The 17,231-nt window shown below is 57.9% G+C and carries 15 protein-coding genes; 8 read left to right on the top strand and 7 right to left on the bottom strand.

Annotated elements, in window-relative coordinates:
• Positions 1-27: 27 nt before the first annotated feature.
• Both AC2FJE_RS02645 and AC2FJE_RS02650 read left to right on the top strand, forming a co-directional pair.
• Positions 28-561: a TRAP transporter small permease gene (locus tag AC2FJE_RS02645; RefSeq protein WP_496760597.1), complete on the top strand. Its 534-nt coding sequence runs from the start codon at positions 28-30 to the stop codon at positions 559-561.
• Positions 558-1,817 (top strand): TRAP transporter large permease, encoded by a 1,260-nt coding sequence (locus AC2FJE_RS02650; RefSeq protein ID WP_496760599.1) that lies wholly within the window; start codon positions 558-560, stop codon positions 1,815-1,817. The genes AC2FJE_RS02645 and AC2FJE_RS02650 overlap by 4 nt, the downstream gene beginning before the upstream one ends.
• Positions 1,818-1,920: 103 nt before the next feature.
• Here the strand turns inward: AC2FJE_RS02650 and preA are convergent, their stop codons facing one another.
• The 4 genes from preA to AC2FJE_RS02670 form a co-directional block, all read right to left on the bottom strand.
• Complete coding sequence (gene preA, locus AC2FJE_RS02655) at positions 1,921-3,225, bottom strand: NAD-dependent dihydropyrimidine dehydrogenase subunit PreA (protein WP_058277679.1); 1,305 nt, start codon at positions 3,223-3,225, stop codon at positions 1,921-1,923.
• An 18-nt stretch (positions 3,226-3,243) separates the two neighbouring features.
• Positions 3,244-4,080, bottom strand: a complete 837-nt coding sequence (locus AC2FJE_RS02660; protein ID WP_496760601.1) for a methyltransferase domain-containing protein — start codon at positions 4,078-4,080, stop codon at positions 3,244-3,246.
• A 46-nt stretch (positions 4,081-4,126) separates the two neighbouring features.
• A complete protein-coding gene (locus tag AC2FJE_RS02665) occupies positions 4,127-5,461 on the bottom strand; it encodes an NAD(P)-dependent oxidoreductase (protein WP_496760603.1) in 1,335 nt (444 codons plus the stop codon).
• A 159-nt stretch (positions 5,462-5,620) separates the two neighbouring features.
• Positions 5,621-6,253: a cupin domain-containing protein gene (locus AC2FJE_RS02670; protein ID WP_496753683.1), complete on the bottom strand. Its 633-nt coding sequence runs from the start codon at positions 6,251-6,253 to the stop codon at positions 5,621-5,623.
• A gap of 167 nt (positions 6,254-6,420) precedes the next feature.
• On the opposite strand from AC2FJE_RS02670, the gene AC2FJE_RS02675 reads away from it, so the two are divergent.
• The 3 genes from AC2FJE_RS02675 to AC2FJE_RS02685 all read left to right on the top strand — a co-directional run bounded on the left by AC2FJE_RS02675 (position 6,421) and on the right by AC2FJE_RS02685 (position 9,495).
• Positions 6,421-7,416, top strand: coding sequence for a GT-B fold glycosyltransferase domain-containing protein (locus AC2FJE_RS02675; RefSeq protein ID WP_496754754.1), 996 nt, complete (start codon positions 6,421-6,423; stop codon positions 7,414-7,416).
• Positions 7,417-7,488: 72 nt separating this feature from the next.
• Positions 7,489-8,781: an O-acetylhomoserine aminocarboxypropyltransferase/cysteine synthase family protein gene (locus AC2FJE_RS02680; RefSeq protein ID WP_282150981.1), complete on the top strand. Its 1,293-nt coding sequence runs from the start codon at positions 7,489-7,491 to the stop codon at positions 8,779-8,781.
• Positions 8,782-8,784: 3 nt separating this feature from the next.
• Positions 8,785-9,495 carry a GNAT family N-acetyltransferase gene (locus AC2FJE_RS02685; protein ID WP_496753681.1) on the top strand — a complete coding sequence of 237 codons (711 nt, stop codon included), beginning with the start codon at positions 8,785-8,787 and terminating at the stop codon, positions 9,493-9,495.
• Between the two features lie 2 nt (positions 9,496-9,497).
• Here the strand turns inward: AC2FJE_RS02685 and AC2FJE_RS02690 are convergent, their stop codons facing one another.
• Positions 9,498-10,193, bottom strand: a complete 696-nt coding sequence (locus AC2FJE_RS02690; protein WP_496704364.1) for an SIMPL domain-containing protein — start codon at positions 10,191-10,193, stop codon at positions 9,498-9,500.
• A gap of 164 nt (positions 10,194-10,357) precedes the next feature.
• Between AC2FJE_RS02690 and AC2FJE_RS02695 the strand changes: the two genes are divergently transcribed.
• Positions 10,358-12,514 (top strand): hypothetical protein, encoded by a 2,157-nt coding sequence (locus AC2FJE_RS02695; RefSeq protein WP_496760605.1) that lies wholly within the window; start codon positions 10,358-10,360, stop codon positions 12,512-12,514.
• 66 nt (positions 12,515-12,580) lie between these two features.
• On the opposite strand, the gene hppD is transcribed toward AC2FJE_RS02695, so the two are convergent.
• Positions 12,581-13,678: a 4-hydroxyphenylpyruvate dioxygenase gene (gene hppD, locus AC2FJE_RS02700; protein WP_282150977.1), complete on the bottom strand. Its 1,098-nt coding sequence runs from the start codon at positions 13,676-13,678 to the stop codon at positions 12,581-12,583.
• A 146-nt stretch (positions 13,679-13,824) separates the two neighbouring features.
• On the opposite strand from hppD, the gene AC2FJE_RS02705 reads away from it, so the two are divergent.
• Together AC2FJE_RS02705 and AC2FJE_RS02710 are read left to right on the top strand one after the other, a co-directional pair.
• Positions 13,825-14,280: an Lrp/AsnC family transcriptional regulator gene (locus AC2FJE_RS02705; protein WP_058273865.1), complete on the top strand. Its 456-nt coding sequence runs from the start codon at positions 13,825-13,827 to the stop codon at positions 14,278-14,280.
• Positions 14,281-14,299: 19 nt separating this feature from the next.
• Positions 14,300-16,180, top strand: coding sequence for a monovalent cation:proton antiporter-2 (CPA2) family protein (locus AC2FJE_RS02710; RefSeq protein WP_496760608.1), 1,881 nt, complete (start codon positions 14,300-14,302; stop codon positions 16,178-16,180).
• Positions 16,181-16,208: 28 nt separating this feature from the next.
• Here AC2FJE_RS02710 and cobT read toward each other — a convergent pair whose 3' ends face one another.
• A complete protein-coding gene (gene cobT / locus AC2FJE_RS02715) occupies positions 16,209-17,222 on the bottom strand; it encodes a nicotinate-nucleotide--dimethylbenzimidazole phosphoribosyltransferase (RefSeq protein WP_282150975.1) in 1,014 nt (337 codons plus the stop codon).
• Positions 17,223-17,231 lie beyond the last annotated feature (9 nt).

Genomic DNA, 17,231 nt, shown 5'->3' on the forward strand with positions numbered 1-17,231 from the left:
TGCGCCCTTTTTCATAGGGGATCGGCGATGTTATACCGGCTGTCTGCAGCGTGGGCGTGGGTTGAGTTATGGTGTGCCGCAGCACTGGCCGTTTGCGTCACCCTATTGATCTTGTTGAATGTCGTGACGCGCACGGCGGGTAACGCCTTGTTCTGGGTGGATGAATTGGCGATCTATGCCATGGTTTGGATGACATTCCTTGGCGCGTCAGCCGCGTTGCACCACCGCAATTCGGTCTCGATCACGATCCTTGCCGATCTGGCTCCACCTCATGTCCGGGCAATAATCCGAAAAGCAGTCGACATCGTTGTCTTCGCGTTTGCAATCGCGATGCTGTGGTTCTGCTGGCGGTGGTTTTTGCCACTGGACATCGCTCGTACAGGGTTCGATGCCATGGCTTTTCAAGGCAATACTTTCAACTTCATCTATGCCGAGCCGACCTCAACCCTCGGGCTTCCGAAGTTTTTGTTTTGGCTCGTGATGTGGCTGTTTGCCTTGGGGGCAACTCTACATTCAACGATGCATCTTCTGACGCGTCCCGAACAAGGGTCACCGGTATGAGCCCGATTGTCTTTCTGGCCACGCTTTTGCTGTCGGTGCCCGTTGCCATCGTGTTGGCGATCACCGCAATCTGGTACATCTGGGAAAGCGGGAACACAGTTCTGTACGACAGTTTCGCGCAGAAAATGTTTGGCGGGTTGGAAAATTACGGCCTGCTGGCAATCCCGTTGTTCATGCTGACCGGAGAGCTGATGAATGAAGGCGGCATGACACGCCGCCTGGTCGCTTTGGCGCGTGTATTCGTGGGCGGATTCCGGGGCGGGCTCGCCTATATCAACCTGCTGGCCAATATGTTCATGGCCGCCATCATCGGCTCGGCAACCGCACAGATCGCTGTGATGTCCCGCGCCATGGTCCCCCCGATGGAGGAAGAGGGTTATAGCAAGGGCTTCGCCGCCGCCACGACAGCAGCCGGGGGCCTGTTGGCACCGGTCATCCCGCCGTCAATGATGTTCGTTATCTTTGGCGTTTTGGCGCAGATTCCCATCGGCGACATGTTCATCGCCGGGATCATACCCGGCCTGCTGCTGGCAGGAGCCTTTGCTTTGGTGATCACGCTTGTCGGTTGGGTTCAGCAATTCCCAAAGGGCGTCTGGATGTCCCGCCGCGATGCTCTGCAGGCCCTGATCGCCGCCCTTCCTGCGATGCTGATCCCGGTTTCGATCATCGGTGGTATTCTGTTTGGCATCGCTACGCCGACAGAATCCGCAGCCATCGCTTCGCTGATCGCATTTCTGGTCGGGTGGCTCATTTACGGAGAGCTAAAGCCGCAACATCTGGGCGAGATGTTCAAGCGAACAGCCGCAAACGCATCGATGATCCTGTTCATGATTGCGGCGGCCAGCGTTTTTGGGTGGGTGATCATTTACGAAGAAATACCACAGCAGCTGGCGGGGCTTATCACGTCGATCACATCCAATCCGTTCATGTTTCTGCTGATCGTAAATGCCGCGCTTCTTTTGGTGGGGATGGTGATCGACGGGATCGCCGCCATCATCCTGATCACGCCCATTTTGTTGCCAATTGCCACTGGGTCCTACGACATCAGCCCCTACCAGTTCGGAGTTGTCGTATGCCTGAACCTTGTTCTTGGCCTGCTTACGCCACCCGTCGGCATTGGCCTCTATATCGCCTCATCCATGAGCGGCACGACCCCTGGAGCAATTCTGAAATCACTTTGGCCGTTCCTGATTGCGGTGGCCGCCGTCTTGATCCTGCTAAGCTATGTCCCAAGCCTGTCGACCTACTTGATCTAGCATAACAGTTGCCGTCACGCGGCTTTGAATGCCCCGTATTGGCCGGTCTGCATCTGTTAAGAGGCCCGTGCTTTCGGGCCCCTTCATGTTTTCAGTACCCGAGTTACTCGGCAGCTTTGGCCATCGGATTGTTTGGATGCGTCGTCCAGTTGGCATAATCACGCTGAACTTCCAGACCGGTCCGCGGATCGACCTCTCCGGCCGTCATTGGCACCATTGAGATGCAGCCGTCGACCGGGCAAACATCCACGCACAGATTACAGGCGACGCATTCGTCATCCATGACCTCGAAAACCCGATCATCGGACATGGAAATGGCCTGGTGGCTGGTGTCTTCGCACGCAGCATAGCAGCGACCGCATTTGATGCACTCGTCCTGATCGATCTTGGCCTTGGCCACGTAGTTCAGGTTCAGGTATTGCCAATCGGTCACGTTTGGAACCGCACGACCGACAATCTCGGACACGTTTGTGTACCCTTTTTCGTCCATCCACTTGGACAGACCTGCGGTCAGTTCGTCGATGATCTTAAAGCCGTAGGTCATAGCAGCCGTGCACACCTGAACGTTACCACAGCCCAGCGAAATGAACTCTGCCGCATCGCGCCATGTGGTCACGCCCCCGATGCCGGAAATCGGCAGGCCATGGGTGGCTTCGGCGCGCGCGATCTCGGACACCATCGACAGGGCAATTGGCTTGACCGCTGGGCCACAATACCCGCCGTGGCTGCCTTTGCCATCAATCGACGGTTCCGGACTGAACGTGTCCAGATCGACGCTGGTGATTGAATTGATCGTGTTGATCAGTGACACTGCATCCGCGCCGCCGTTTTTTGCCGCCTCAGCAGGCTTCCGAACATCGGTGATGTTTGGCGTCAGCTTCACGATCACGGGCCGGTCATAGTATTTCTTACACCAGCGGGTGACCATCTCGATATATTCCGGCACCTGCCCTACTGCTGCGCCCATTCCGCGTTCGCTCATCCCGTGCGGGCAGCCAAAGTTCAGTTCGATCCCGTCTGCACCGGTCTCTTCAACGCGCGGCAGGATGGCCTTCCAGGCTTCTTCCTCGCACGGCACCATGATCGAGGCGATCAGCGCGCGGTCCGGATAGTCGGCCTTGACCCGCGCCATTTCTTCAAGGTTCACTTCAAGCGGTCGGTCCGTGATCAATTCGATGTTGTTCAGACCCAACAAGCGACGGTCCGCGCCATAGATCGCGCCGTAGCGCGGCCCATTTACGTTTACGACCGGCGGCCCCTCGGACCCGAGCGTTTTCCAGACGACTCCGCCCCATCCGGCCTCGAAAGCGCGGCGCACGTTGTATTCCTTGTCCGTCGGCGGCGCCGAGGCCAGCCAGTAAGGATTGGGGCTGGAAATGCCCAGAAAGTTTGTTGTCAGATCGGCCATGGCTTCTCCCTTCCCGGCTCAGCCGGTTTTCTTGAATATCATTTCGGTCGGACGAATGCGCCCGGCCTTGAGGTTCGTGACGTAGTTTTGAAACTTTTCGGGCGCCGTCTCGCCCATCATCAGGTGGATGCCCAAGGGCGGCGGGCCGCTTTCGGCGATGCGCGCGAACACCTCTTCGAAAAAGGTAAGCGCGAACTCTGTGCGGTCGGTCTCGGCGGCCAGTTCCAGGCCGGCGGCACCCGCGGCGTCCTTGTAGACCTGCGGTGCATGTACAAACGAGGTTTCGGACACCGTTGACCATGGCAGCGGGAAGGACAGCGGTTCGTCCACATCCCCGCCCATCACATCGAACAGGGCAAATGTCCCGCCCGTGGCCAGCGCGCGCGAAACTTCTACGAACAGCCCGGCCTTATCTTCGATGTTCATGCCCACATGCAACATGACGGCAAGATCAAACCCTGCATCCGGCACCGGCATGTCCAAAGCACTTCCGACGTGAAAACTGGCCTTGTTGGAATGCCCGACCAGATCGCTGAGGGCAGTAGCTGTTTCAACGAATTCTGGCGTCAGGTCGACCCCGGTCACGGTCGAGTCATAGCGATCCACGATGTACCGCGACGTCCCACCGATGCCGCACCCGACATCCAGCACACGGGTCGCGTGGGTCGGCGAAAGCTGGGCAAACAGGTTATCCGTCGCAAGTACACCGCCGGTGTGGAACTCATCACCTGCCTTTAGGTCGGCAACCGTGGCCGCATTGGGATCAATGCCACTGGCTTTTAGCGCCTCACGCATGCGTTCCGTAAGAGCACCAGTTGTATAGTGTTGCGCAACAGCTTGTTCGATCTGGGACATGAGAATACCTCAGCAGCGAATGGGATGGGGTGAATGCCCCATCCTATCACGAAACGAGCGTTGCGTGGATGTCCATCGCGGCATCACGGCCCTCGGCCACTGCGGTCACGGTCAGGTCTTCGCCTCCCGCCGCACAGTCGCCCCCAGCCCAGACACCCGCCATCGAGGTACGCCCGGCACCAGACACAGCAATCTTGTTGCCGTCGAGCTTCAGCCCTTCCGGCGCGCCGTCCAGCTTTTGGCCAATGGCCTTGAGTACCTGATCTGCAGGCAAGCGGATCATTTCCCCGGTGCCGGTCAGTTGCCCATCGTGGCTGGCAGTATACTCCAACTCGATCTCGACCGCGGCCCCGTTTCCATGGATGGCCACGGGCTGCACATTGGTCATGATCTTGACGCCGTGCGAGGCTGCGAGGTCCTGTTCGTACCGGCTGGCCCCCATTGCGTCGCGTCCACGGCGATAGGCAATGGTGACATGTTCGGCACCCAACAGTTTCGACTTCACCGCAGCGTCCACTGCAGTCATGCCGCCGCCGATGACGACCACGTTGCGACCCACGGGCAAATCAACCAGATCAGAGGCCTGACGCACGTCCGAAATGAAATCCACTGCGAAGCGAACACCATCTTTTTCCACCCCGTCGGCGCGCAAGGCATTCACCCCGGCAAGACCAATAGACAGAAACACTGCATCATAGTTCTCGGCTAGCCCCTTCAGCGAGATCCCCTCGCCCAGAACTGAACCGGTCTCAATCGAGATTCCGCCGATTTTCAGCAGCCAGTCGACTTCGGCCTGAGCAAAATCGTTGGTCGATTTATACGCTGCGATCCCGTATTCGTTCAGCCCACCCGGTTTGGGGCGGCTTTCGTGGATCACCACGTCATGCCCAAACATGGCCAGCCGGTGCGCACAGGCCAAACCCGCAGGCCCTGCCCCGATTACGGCAACCGTTTTGCCGGTTGGTGCCGCCCGTTGGAACGGATGAATCCCGCCAACCATCACACTGTCTGTTGCATAGCGCTGAAGACGACCGATTTCGACCGGTGAACCTTCGGCGGTTTCGCGCACGCAGACTTCTTCGCACAGCGTTTCAGTCGGGCAAACGCGGGCGCACATGCCGCCCAGAATGTTCTGCGCCAAAATGGTCTCACCCGCCGCTTCGGGCTGACCAGCCTGAATCTGGCGCATGAACAGCGGAATGTCGATGTCTGTCGGACAGGCTGTGACGCATGGTGCGTCGTAACAAAAATAGCACCGATCCGCTGCCACGGCGGCCTCATGAGGGGCCAGTGGCGAATGCAAATCCGTGAAATTCGAGGTCAGCTCATCGCTGGACAGCCGCCCGGAGACAATGCCGGGGGCAATCTGGCCCTGTGCCATCACTCTACTCCCTGTAGATATGTTTGTTGTGGCCTCAGCTTGCCACAAAGTAATTTTTTATCAAATGGTAAAATTTGCCAAATGGTCAAAAAATGAAAAAACCGGACCAATCGACCCGGTTTTCCTTTGTTTCTGCCTGTTTTTCTTGCAGCGGACGTATCAGACCATCTGAGCCAAATGCCCTGTTTTCGTCCAAACACGCGCTCCCGAAGCACCCGCCACGGCGGTAGATCGCGCGCCCGGAGGCAACCTCAGCCAGTCCCAGGTCGTGAAATCCTCGTCAGATTCCCTCAGCAAGCCTTCGATCACAAACAGCTCCATTCCGTGCGACGCATCCAGATCCAACGCCTCGCCCGCCGCAAGATTGAACACGCGGACATCTTCATGCGCGTCTTTGAACAGTTGAGGATTCCCCTGGCCATTGATCGAGCGACGTACCTCTGTCCGATCATCCGGGTCAAACTGATGCAGTTTCACCAAGATCGTCGCCCCCTCTTTAGCTGAAGGTGTGTGCGACGAGGTCGGCGGGTTTCGCACATAGCTGCCGACCGGGAAATCACCGGTTTCGTCCTGAAAAACGCCGTCCAGCACAAGATATTCTTCACCCCCGTCATGGGTGTGGGCCGAAAACGCGCTGCCCGGGGCAAAACGGACGATTGTGGTGGCGCGGGCAACCTCCTCGCCGATGCGATCCAGCATCTTGCGTTCGACACCGGCGGCGGGGGACGCGATCCATTCATTCTGGTCGAAATGAACTGCAACACGTTTGGTGAAATCTGCGTTGATCCTCATGGGGGCACTCCTGAACGGGGACGTGCCCCTAACATGGGATTGCGCCAACATTTTTCAAATTGCACGCATCGCATCTGGTTTTGACGGGCGCGCCTGCATACTGTACGTCCGACAAGAAACCCGAGCAGCGCCGGACCACGGCACCCACAAGTACTGAAAGTCACCGGATGCAGGCCAGCGCCCCGAAATTCAACATCGTTATCATCGGGCAAAACAACCGTCTGCAATACGAAGCCCTTTTGTTTGCCGCCTCGTTGCGGCACAGCAGCCCTGATTTTTCCGGTCGACTGTTCGTGGCTGTTCCACAACCCGGTCCACGCTGGCCGCAGGACCCTACCATCCAGGACGAGGATCTGCTGAAAGCACTCCGTCAGTTGGATGCCGAGATCTTGCCGTTCGAAAACAGTGTATTTGGCGCCAGCTACCCTTATGGCAACAAGATCGAAGCTTTGCTGGCCATGCCCGAGGGTGAGCCCTTTGTGTTTTTCGACAGTGACACACTGATCACCGGCGATCTGACCAGCGTCCCCTTCGACTTTGACCGCCCCGGCGCATCGCTAAGGGTCGAAGGAACCTGGCCCAAACCAACCTTGTATGGTCCTGGACTGGATGGGATCTGGAAGGCGCTTTATCAAAGGTTCGGACTGGATTTCGACAGGTCGCTGGATACCAGCCAACCTGTGGATTACTGGCGGCGCTATCTGTACTTCAATGCCGGGTATTTCTTTCATTCCTGCCCTCACACCTTCGGAAAGCGCTTTCTGGACTATGCCCGCACGATCCGCGACGGCGAGATCCCCGAGATGGCTGGACAGAATTTTGACCCCTGGCTGGATCAGGCTGCACTGCCGCTGGTTATCCATTCGTTCGGCGGCGGTCGCGATGCCCTGCCTGCAGGTCTTCTGGACGGATCGGTCAGCTGTCATTACCGCCTGTTTCCCTTGCTCTACGCTCGTGAAAGCGATCACGCTGTCGAGGTGCTGGAAACCGTGGTTGCGCCAAACCGGGTCAAGAAGGTCCTCAAGGGGTATGACCCAATCAAGAAGCTGGTGCTGCAGCGCAAGGGTCACAAAATCAGGGACATGTTTGACCGCGAGAACCTTCCCAAACGCGAGCAGGTTATTCGCAACACGATACGCAAGAATGGTCTTTGGATGCGCTGACAGGAATGTTGTCTGCGCGCGCCCAATCGCCTAGAGATTCAGCAACGCACTTTCCAACAGGAGATTTCCAAGATGTCTGACGGCCCCACCTACGGTTTTGATACGCTTCAAATTCACGCGGGCGCGCGGCCCGATCCCGCAACTGGCGCGCGTCAGACACCGATTTATCAGACGACAGCCTATGTGTTCCGCGATGCGGATCACGCAGCCGCCCTGTTCAACCTGCAAGAGGTTGGTTTCATCTATTCCCGCCTGACCAACCCCACCGTGGCCGTTCTGCAGGAACGTGTCGCCACGCTGGAAGGCGGCGTCGGTGCCGTGTGCTGCTCATCAGGCCACGCGGCACAGATCATGGCGCTATTCCCGCTAATGGGCCCCGGTTGCAACGTAGTCGCCTCGACCCGTCTGTATGGCGGTACGGTCACTCAGTTCAGCCAGACCATCAAACGCTTTGGCTGGTCCGCCAAGTTTGTCGACACCGACGATCTGGACGCCGTCAAAGACGCTATCGACGAAAACACCCGTGCGGTGTTCTGCGAATCCATTGCCAACCCCGGCGGCTATGTCACTGACATCCGCGCGCTGGCGGATGTGTCCGATGCGGCGGGCATTCCGCTGATCGTCGACAACACCTCGGCCACGCCTTACTTGTGCCGCCCGATCGAGCATGGCGCGACGCTGGTGGTGCACTCGACTACCAAATACCTGACCGGCAACGGCACCGTCACCGGCGGCTGCATCGTGGATTCGGGCAAGTTCGACTGGTCCGCAAATGATAAGTTCCCCTCGCTCAGCGAACCGGAGCAGGCGTATCACGGGCTAAAATTCCATGAGACGTTTGGCCCACTGGCGTTCACCTTCCACGGCATCGCCATTGGCCTGCGTGATCTGGGCATGACCATGAACCCGCAGGCGGCGCATTACACGCTGATGGGGATCGAGACCCTGTCCCTGCGGATGGAGCGTCACGTCGAAAACGCTCAAAAGATCGCCGCATGGCTCGAGGCAGATGACCGCGTGGAATACGTCACTTATGCCGGGCTGCCGTCTTCGCCCTACAGTGACAGGGTCAAAGCGCACTACAAGAAGGGCGCGGGTGCCCTGTTCACCTTCGCGGTCAAAGGTGGTTATGACGCCTGTATCAAACTGGTCAACGCGCTAGAGATTTTCAGCCACGTGGCCAACCTGGGTGATGCACGGTCGCTAATCATTCACTCGGCTTCGACCACGCACCGGCAGCTGACCCCAGAACAGCAAGAGGCCGCAGGCGCTGGCCCCGGCGTTGTGCGGGTGTCCATTGGTATCGAAGACGCAGATGACCTGATCGCCGATCTTGATCAGGCGCTGGCCAAAGCGTCGGCCTAATCCATGAGCGGGCACAACACCAATGATCTGGGCCAACCCATCGGATTGCCGGTAACGGGCGATTTCCCTCGCCCGACACCACCTTACACGCCGATGGAGGGCCGATATTGTTCCGTTGTCCCGCTTGATGTGAATAGGCATGCGCCCGGGTTATTCCGGGCGTTTGCCAACGACACGGATGGCCACAACTGGACGTACCTTCCCTATGGGCCGTTCGACGGCGAGCGCGAGTTTGAGGATTGGATCCGTGAGACCTGCATGGATTCCGATCCGATGTTCCACACGGTACTGGACAGCAACGATACGCCCGTGGGTATGGCTTCATTCCTGCGGATTGACCCGGCGGCGGGTGCGATCGAGGTGGGACACATCCACTTCTCACCCTTGTTGCAGCGTAGCCCGCAATCGACCGAGACTATGTTCCTGATGATGCGGCGCGTGTTCGATGAGTTGGGCTATCGCCGTTACGAATGGAAGTGCGACGCGCTAAACGCGCCGTCCTGTCGCGCGGCCGAGCGTTTGGGCTTTACCTTTGAAGGTATTTTCCGACAGGCCACCCATTACAAAGGTCGCAACCGGGATACGGCGTGGTATTCCATCCTCGACAGCGAATGGCCCCGCATCCGCAGCGCCTTTGAGGATTGGCTATCGCCGGACAACTTTGACCAGACCGGCCAACAAAGGCAACCTTTGAAGGCCCGCGCAAGCGTCTGAGGTTACTCAGAGATTTCGAATTCCATTGTGACGGTGACCGAAACGGACACCTCGCCACCTGCGACCGGTACACCACCTGCATCCGCAGCGCTGAATTCCCGCATCATGGCCACGGGGCGCGCGCCACCGACCTGTTCGCTGATCTCTTGAACTGGTCCGAGTGTCACGTTAGCCGCCTGTGCCAACTGCTCGGCCTTGGCGGTCGCTTCGGCTACGGCGTTTGCGCGCGCCTGCGCTTGCAGCGGTTTCGGATCCTGTACACCAAAGCTTAGCCCGCCAAAGTCATTGGCCCCGTCCTGGATGACTGCGTCCATGATTGTACCAAGCTGTGTCAGGTCACGCACGCGCACCACCACTCGGTTCGAGGCGACAAATCCCGAAATTTCGGGCCGGTCGCCGCTTGCGCTGTTACGATTGTTCCAGACCGGCGACAAAGACACGTCGCGGGTCTGCACATCACGCGTTTCGATGCCAAGCTCCTGCAACCGGCTCAGGACCTGAGACACCGATTCCGAAGTGGCCTTCATCGCGTTCGAGGCCTGCGCGTCTTCATTGGTCACGCCCAGAGTAATAGTCGCCATATCAGGCGCGGCCTGCACGGTTCCCGCCGCGTCAACGGTGATGCGACGTTCTTCCGCATGGGTCATGCCCGCAATTGACATCGTCAGAACTGCAGCTAGAAAAGCGATTTTATTCAAGGTCTTCCCTCCAATTTTCTTTCTCCCAACATGGGGTGGCGAGGGTCTGCCGAACAAGGGGAAAGACCGGCTTTTTCTTTCCCTCGGCGGGATCCTGCTTTAATGTCACTCTGCGGACGAATGATCGTTTGCACAGATGCTGACAACTATGGTTTTTCCGGATTATGAAACCCGCCTTTGCGCTGTCTTTTTCTTCGACCGGAATATCATTGCACCACCATTCGGATGGTGACTGGTTCTGCATTGGCGAGGTTGCTCTGGATGCGCCCGACCTGAATACGCAGATCATCGCATTGCGGGATCAGGGCTTTGCCCTTGAAAACGACCTGAACTGCAAGCTGGTGATACCAGCGGATCAGGTGCGGTTTTTGTCCGTATCAACAGAGGGCCTAAGCCTCGAGGAAAGCGCTGAAAAAGTGCGAGCGGAACTGACCGAGGCAACTCCCTATGCGCTGGATGAGCTCGCCTTTGACACCGCAACCATCGGTCCGACAACCCATATTGCTGCTGTCGCCAGGCAAACCCTGGATGAGGCCCGGACATTTGCCGCCGAGCACGGGTTTGTTCCGGTGCAGTATTCAACCCCGATCGAGGGTCAGGAATATCCGTCTGAACCTCGGTTCGAGATCGATACCCAAGACACGGTCATTGCTGCGGAACCGTTCGAGGTTGAGGATTCTGCCAAAACTGATGAAGGCCCAATCGCAGACACGATTGCAGATTCCGAGACCCCGACAGAGTTTCCTTCAGCCCCCGACACGACCCGCGCAGTAGAAACGGTTGAAGTAGAAGAATCCGCAAAAGAAAATGAAGCTGCTGCCGATCGGGCGATCGCTGAAACCCAAGACCAAACGGAGGTTCCTTCCGCGCCCGATGCGACTGCAGCAGTGGAACCCGCTGAGGGTGAAGAACCTGCCCAAGAAGATGATGGCCCTACCATTCACGCGATCGCTGATACTGAGACCCCGACGGAGTTTCGTTCAGCGCCCCACGCGAATATTGCTGGCAAAACGAAAGCCACACCCCCAATCAACCGCTACGCCGTTCCAGCCGCGGCGGCGGCTCTTGTTGCTGGTATTGCCCTAACCGTGTGGTCGTTGACTGGATCTGACGACACCGAATCCTCAGTGGCTGAGACGGTTTCGATTGAAGAAACTGTGCCAAACCTCGCATCTGACGAGCAGATCGCCGAGACACGGGAGGTTGACGGCGATCCGGAGCTTGAATTCGAACCCGAGGCGGTCGCAACCGCGCCAGAGGAAGAACCGCAAATCGAACCTGTCGAAGAAACCGCCGCTGATCTCAGCGCGACCGATGCTGCAATCCTCGAAGCGCTGAACGTGGCACCGACCCCGGTCGAACCGGTGGGACAAGAGCCTGCACCAGCGGAAATCTCGTCACAAGCAGGCATCGAGATCTTCGCCCCCGAACCTTTGCCTGAACCGGTCCTGGAGTCGCCAGAGGAACTGTATCTGGCATCCCTGGACAGCACTGATTTGTCGCAGGACGCAGTGGCGCTGCCTCCCGTCAGTAGCTTTGAAACTGACCTGCCGTTTGAACAAAACGCCCTGCCCGCTCAGGCCGGAGTCCAGTTTGATCTGGACGAACGCGGCCTCGTCACGCCTTCAGCCGAAGGGACCCTGAATCCCGACGGGGTGATCGTTTACCTTGGCCGGCCCGCCAAGGTTCCCCCGGCAGTTCCGGTTCGGTTTGAACAAGAGCCAATTGAGGAAGATCCTACAGCCCGCTTGGCGCAGAAACGCCCGAATCCTCGCCCGGCTAATTTGCTGGAAAGCTTTGAACGGCAACAACTTGGTGGACGCACACGCGAAGAACTGGCGGTTCTGCGTCCGAAACTGCGGCCCAAGTCCCTTCAAAGCAGCCCCCGGATTGACGAAACGCCAACGGCATTGGCAGTCGTTCGCGTTCCGCGCCCCAAAACACGACCAGCTGGACTTGCCCGCCCGGCCAGTACAAACACAAGCACCGCCAATCTTGGATCGACTGCAGCGGTCGATCAAAGCTCGGACGAAGCTGGTTCTTTCCAACCAAAGGCCGTGGCGCCGAAGATCCCGTCGACCGCCTCGGTGGCGCGGCAGGCGACTATCGACAATGCGCTCAACCTGCGCAAGCTGAACCTGATTGGGGTTTACGGGACCCCGGCCAATCGGCGCGCGCTGGTCCGGTTGCCCAGTGGTCGGTACAAAAAACTGAAAGTCGGAGACAGACTGGACGGCGGCAGTGTTATCGCCATTGGCGACAGCGAATTGCGCTACCAAAAGCGCGGAAGAAACCTGACGCTGAAAATGCCGCGGAGCTGACGGTTCAAAAAACAAAGGCGGCCGAGGGATATCCCCGACCGCCCTTTAGTGAATTACCTTACGCCGTTAAGCAGCTGAAATTTCACCGCTTTCAATCTGCTCGCGTTCAATGGATTCGAACAGAGCCTTAAAGTTCCCTTCACCAAACCCATCATCGCCCTTGCGCTGAATGAACTCAAAAAAGATCGGGCCGATCACGGTTTTCGAGAAGATTTGCAGCAAGATCCGGGTCTCGCCACCGTCCAGCACACCCTCGCCGTCAATCAGGATGCCGTGCTTGATCATCCGGTCCAGAGGTTCATCATGATCCACGACACGTTCCTTAGACATGTCGTAATAGGCCTGGTTCGGACCCGGCATAAACTTCAGGCCCTTTTCCGCAATTGCGTCGGTCGAGGCGTAGATATCCTCACTTCCCACCGCGATATGCTGAATACCCTCACCTTTATACTTCTTGAGATATGATACGATCTGCCCGGTTTCGCCCCGGTCTTCGTTGATCGGAATACGGATACGACCACAGGGCGATGTCAGCGCACGGCTAAACAGGCCAGTGAATTTACCCTGAATGTCAAAAAAGCGGATTTCGCGGAAGTTAAACAGGCTCTCGTAGAATTTGAACCACTTATCCATGTTGCCCTTGTAGACGTTGTGCGTCAGGTGATCGAGGTAATAGAACCCGTCGCCGCGCGGTTTGGACTGTTTGTCCCAGGTGAATTCCTGATTGTAAGGCGATGTTTCATAATACTGATCGATGAAATAGATCAGCGAACCGCCAATACCCTTGATCGCTGGGGCATTCATGGTCCTGTCTGCCGCGTCATAAGGCTCAGCCCCTTTTGACACCGCGTGTTCATAGGCTTTCTGCGCGTCCACGACACGCCATCCCATCGCAGGGGCGCAGGGGCCGTGTTCTGCCACGAACTTAGCGGCAAAGCTTTCCGGGTCGGCATTCAGGATGTAGGTCACGTCCCCCTGCTGCCACAGCTCAACCAGGGGCTTGTCCGTGTGGTGTCCGACCAACTCGAACCCCATTTTGGCGAAAAGATCGCGCAGTTCCTGCGGCTCGGGGTGGGCGAATTCGACAAATTCAAACCCATCGGTTCCGGCTGGATTTTCAGGGCTGATGACAGATTTCGGGGCGTTGTGCGGGAAAGGACCCATGGCGCGTCTCCGTAAAAACAGGAATTTCTTTGCTGATTCCAAAATACGCCTTACCAGGCGCTGTTTCTGCGCATAGTTTTTGTGTAAACTACAAACATATGCGTAAATCACGCACGAATTTAGGTAAAATTGGAGAAACTCCGCATATGCTGGATTCCACCGATACGCGGCTGTTGTCTGCCCTGCAAAAGGACGCACATCTAACCGCGCATCAATTGGGTGAAATGCTGAACCTGTCACCAAGCCAGGCCGGGCGCCGCCGTCAGCGGCTTGAGGCCGAAGGCTATATCACCGGATATGCGGCACGGCTGGATCCCCTAAAACTTGGCCTGCAGGTCCAAGGGTTCATTCAGGTGCATTTGGGCACACATGGCCCGGAACAATCTGCGAGTTTTGCCCGCATGGTCGACACCCGCCCCGAGATCACCAGCGCCTGGACGATGACCGGAGAGGCAGATTACCTGCTGCACGTCTATTGCGACGATCTTTCCGCGCTCAACCGCTTGCTTCACCAGGTGATACTGCCGCATCCTGCAGTGGCACGGGTGCACAGCCAGATCGTGATGGACCAACTCAAACGCGACGCGCCATTGCCCACCTGACCGGACCGAGAGGACAAACATGGACGATTTCCTTTACCAGGCTTCAATCTATCTGGCCGCCGCCGTGATAGCAGTGCCCTTGTCGGCACGTCTGGGGTTGGGTTCCGTTCTTGGTTATCTGGCCGCTGGCATTGTCATTGGCCCAGTCTTCGGGCTTGTGGGGGCCGAGACCGAAAGCCTGCAGCACGTGGCTGAATTCGGTGTGGTCATGATGCTGTTTCTGATCGGGCTCGAGCTTGAGCCGCGCGCCTTGTGGGACATGCGCGACAGGCTTCTTGGACTGGGCGGTCTGCAGGTGTTGCTGTCCACCGCAGTCATCGCCGCAGTTGCCATATATGCAAGTCACCCTTGGTCGGTCGCACTAGCCGTCGGGTTAACCTTATCTCTGTCATCCACAGCGATTGTGCTGCAAACGTTGTCGGAAAAGGGGTTGATGCAGACAAATGGAGGTCGGGCGACGTTCTCAGTGCTTCTGACGCAGGACATCGCGGTCATTCCCATTTTGGCGATGCTGCCGCTTTTGGCGTTGCCTGCAATGCCTCATATCGAAAGCGACGGCTCAATCGACCGTGGCGCGGATGCGCTGCATGAGGCCGGACATCATAGCTTGTCACTTGTCGAGGGCCTGCCCGGCTGGGCCGTTACGCTGGTCACTATCGGCGCAGTTGCCTTCGTCATTCTGGCTGGCATCTACCTGACGCGTCCACTGTTCAGGTTCATCCACGCCACTAGGCTGCGCGAAATGTATACGGCGCTAGCGCTGATGATCGTCGTGGGCATTTCCTTCCTGATGACGCTTGTCGGGCTCTCCCCAGCTCTGGGTGCGTTTCTGGCGGGTGTTGTTCTGGCAAGCTCAGAATTCCGGCACGAAATGGAAAGCGACCTAGAACCGTTCAAGGGACTTTTCCTAGGGCTGTTCTTTATCACGGTCGGCGCCGGGATTGACGTTGGCTATTTCTTCAACGACCCACTGGACCTGATCGGTCTGGCACTACTGGTCATACTGGCTAAAGGGATCATCCTGTATCTGGTCGGTCGCGCGTTCCGGCTGCGCGGTCGGGATCACTGGTTGTTCACATTGGGTTTGGCGCAGGCAGGCGAATTCGGCTTTGTGCTGTTGGCCTTTTCAACGCAACAAAACGTCATCCCACCTGATTTATCGCAAAAACTGTTGATGATTATTGCCCTTACAATGCTGATCACCCCGCTGCTGTTCATCATCTTCGATCTGCTGTCGCGCCGTATGGGTGATGGCGTCCCCGAGGCCGAGCCCGATGAAATCGACGAAAAAGGCCCGGTCATCATCGCTGGCATTGGGCGCTTTGGTCAGATCGTGAACCGATTGGTCCGCGCGAGCGGGTTCAAGACCGTCGTACTGGACCATGATATCGAGACAATCCAGTTGATGCGACGGTTCGGCGTCAAGGGGTTTTTGGGTGACCCCACGCGGCCAGAACTGCTGCGTGCCGCCGGGCTTGAAAAAGCTTCTGTTCTGGTCGCCGCGATGGATGACCCCAAGCAAGTCACACGTTTGGTCGGCTTTGCCCGGCGTCAGCGACCGGATTTGCACATTGTGGCCCGCGCACGTGATCGTACCCATGTCTACCAATTGTATCAGGCCGGAGCGAATGACATTGTCCGCGAGATGTTCGACGGATCACTACGGGCAGGTCGCTATGTCCTGGAAAACGTAGGTCTGAGCGAATACGAAGCGGCTCAGGCCGAGCAGACATTCTATCACCACGACCGCGCCTCTGTGCGTGATCTGGCAGAATTGTGGATCCCCGGTATGCCTACCGGTGACAACAAGAAATACATCGAACGGGCGCGGCAGCTTGAAAAAGACCTGGAAACCGAGCTGCTGGAACTGGCCGAGAAACACGCAAAGAAATCAGCCTGACCCGGCCCTGCCGGATCAGGCGGTTTGATCAGCCGTCCGAAACACCCGCTTCGGCAAATGTCGCCATGCCGGAATGACACGCGACCGCGCATTTAAGTATGTTGATCGCCAGCGCCCCGCCCGAGCCTTCGCCCAAACGCAATCCAAGGCTCAACAATGGCTCTTTGCCCAGCTTGGCCAACACCGCTGCGTGCGCGCCTTCTGCACTTTGGTGGCCTGCAATCGTGTGATCCAATGCGCCCTCGGACATGTTTGCCAGACAGGCCGCAGCCGCCGAGCAGATAAAGCCGTCAAGAATAACCGGGATACGCAAGGCACGCGCAGCGGCGATGGCCCCGGCCATGGCCGCTATTTCACGCCCGCCCAGACGGCGCAGGATTTCCAGCCCGTCACCCGACCCGCCATGCAAGGCGATGCCTTCGGCCACGACGCGCGTTTTGTTGGCCAAACCGGCATCGTCTACCCCAGTGCCACGCCCAGTCCAGTCTGCGGCGTCGCCACCGAACAAAGCGCATGCGATGGCAGCCGCCGGGGTCGTGTTGCCGATGCCCATCTCTCCAACCACAAGCAAATCGGCATTGTGGTCCACGGCGGTCCAGCCCACGCGCAGGGCCTCAAGCAATTCTTCTTCGGACATCGCGGGACCAGCGGTGAAATCCGCGGTCGGTCGATCCAGATCCAGCGCGTGCACATTCATCGTCGCGCCCGCCGCTTTGGCCAGCTGATTGATCGCTGCGCCGCCATGTTCAAAGTTCATGACCATCTGAACGGTCACCTCGGGCGGAAAGGCCGACACGCCTTGCGCTGTGACGCCATGATTGCCCGCAAATACGATGACCTGAGGGGCAGAGATCTGCGGCCGGGCATCCCCACGCCAGCTCGCATACCAAATTGCCAAATCCTCAAGCCGGCCCAATGCGCCGGGAGGTTTAGTCAGTTGTCCGTTACGCTCAGCAGCACCTTGCAGCGCATTGCCATCCGGTCCCGGAGCGTTACTCAGGGCCTCGCGAAGGGTATTCAGGTCTTTTAATTCCGGCAGCATCCAAAGCCT

It is taken from the genome of Ruegeria sp. CDSC002, from assembly GCF_059610905.1.

Coding starts and splice junctions, on each gene's coding strand:
- preA (WP_058277679.1), bottom strand. CDS start 3,225: ATGGCCGATCTGACAACAAACTTTCTGGGCATTTCCAGCCCCAATCCT.
- cobT (WP_282150975.1), bottom strand. CDS start 17,222: ATGCTGCCGGAATTAAAAGACCTGAATACCCTTCGCGAGGCCCTGAGT.
- AC2FJE_RS02705 (WP_058273865.1), top strand. CDS start 13,825: ATGCTGGATTCCACCGATACGCGGCTGTTGTCTGCCCTGCAAAAGGAC.
- AC2FJE_RS02670 (WP_496753683.1), bottom strand. CDS start 6,253: ATGAGGATCAACGCAGATTTCACCAAACGTGTTGCAGTTCATTTCGAC.
- AC2FJE_RS02665 (WP_496760603.1), bottom strand. CDS start 5,461: ATGGCACAGGGCCAGATTGCCCCCGGCATTGTCTCCGGGCGGCTGTCC.
- AC2FJE_RS02645 (WP_496760597.1), top strand. CDS start 28: ATGTTATACCGGCTGTCTGCAGCGTGGGCGTGGGTTGAGTTATGGTGT.
- AC2FJE_RS02710 (WP_496760608.1), top strand. CDS start 14,300: ATGGACGATTTCCTTTACCAGGCTTCAATCTATCTGGCCGCCGCCGTG.
- AC2FJE_RS02695 (WP_496760605.1), top strand. CDS start 10,358: ATGAAACCCGCCTTTGCGCTGTCTTTTTCTTCGACCGGAATATCATTG.
- hppD (WP_282150977.1), bottom strand. CDS start 13,678: ATGGGTCCTTTCCCGCACAACGCCCCGAAATCTGTCATCAGCCCTGAA.
- AC2FJE_RS02685 (WP_496753681.1), top strand. CDS start 8,785: ATGAGCGGGCACAACACCAATGATCTGGGCCAACCCATCGGATTGCCG.
- AC2FJE_RS02675 (WP_496754754.1), top strand. CDS start 6,421: ATGCAGGCCAGCGCCCCGAAATTCAACATCGTTATCATCGGGCAAAAC.
- AC2FJE_RS02660 (WP_496760601.1), bottom strand. CDS start 4,080: ATGTCCCAGATCGAACAAGCTGTTGCGCAACACTATACAACTGGTGCT.
- AC2FJE_RS02680 (WP_282150981.1), top strand. CDS start 7,489: ATGTCTGACGGCCCCACCTACGGTTTTGATACGCTTCAAATTCACGCG.
- AC2FJE_RS02650 (WP_496760599.1), top strand. CDS start 558: ATGAGCCCGATTGTCTTTCTGGCCACGCTTTTGCTGTCGGTGCCCGTT.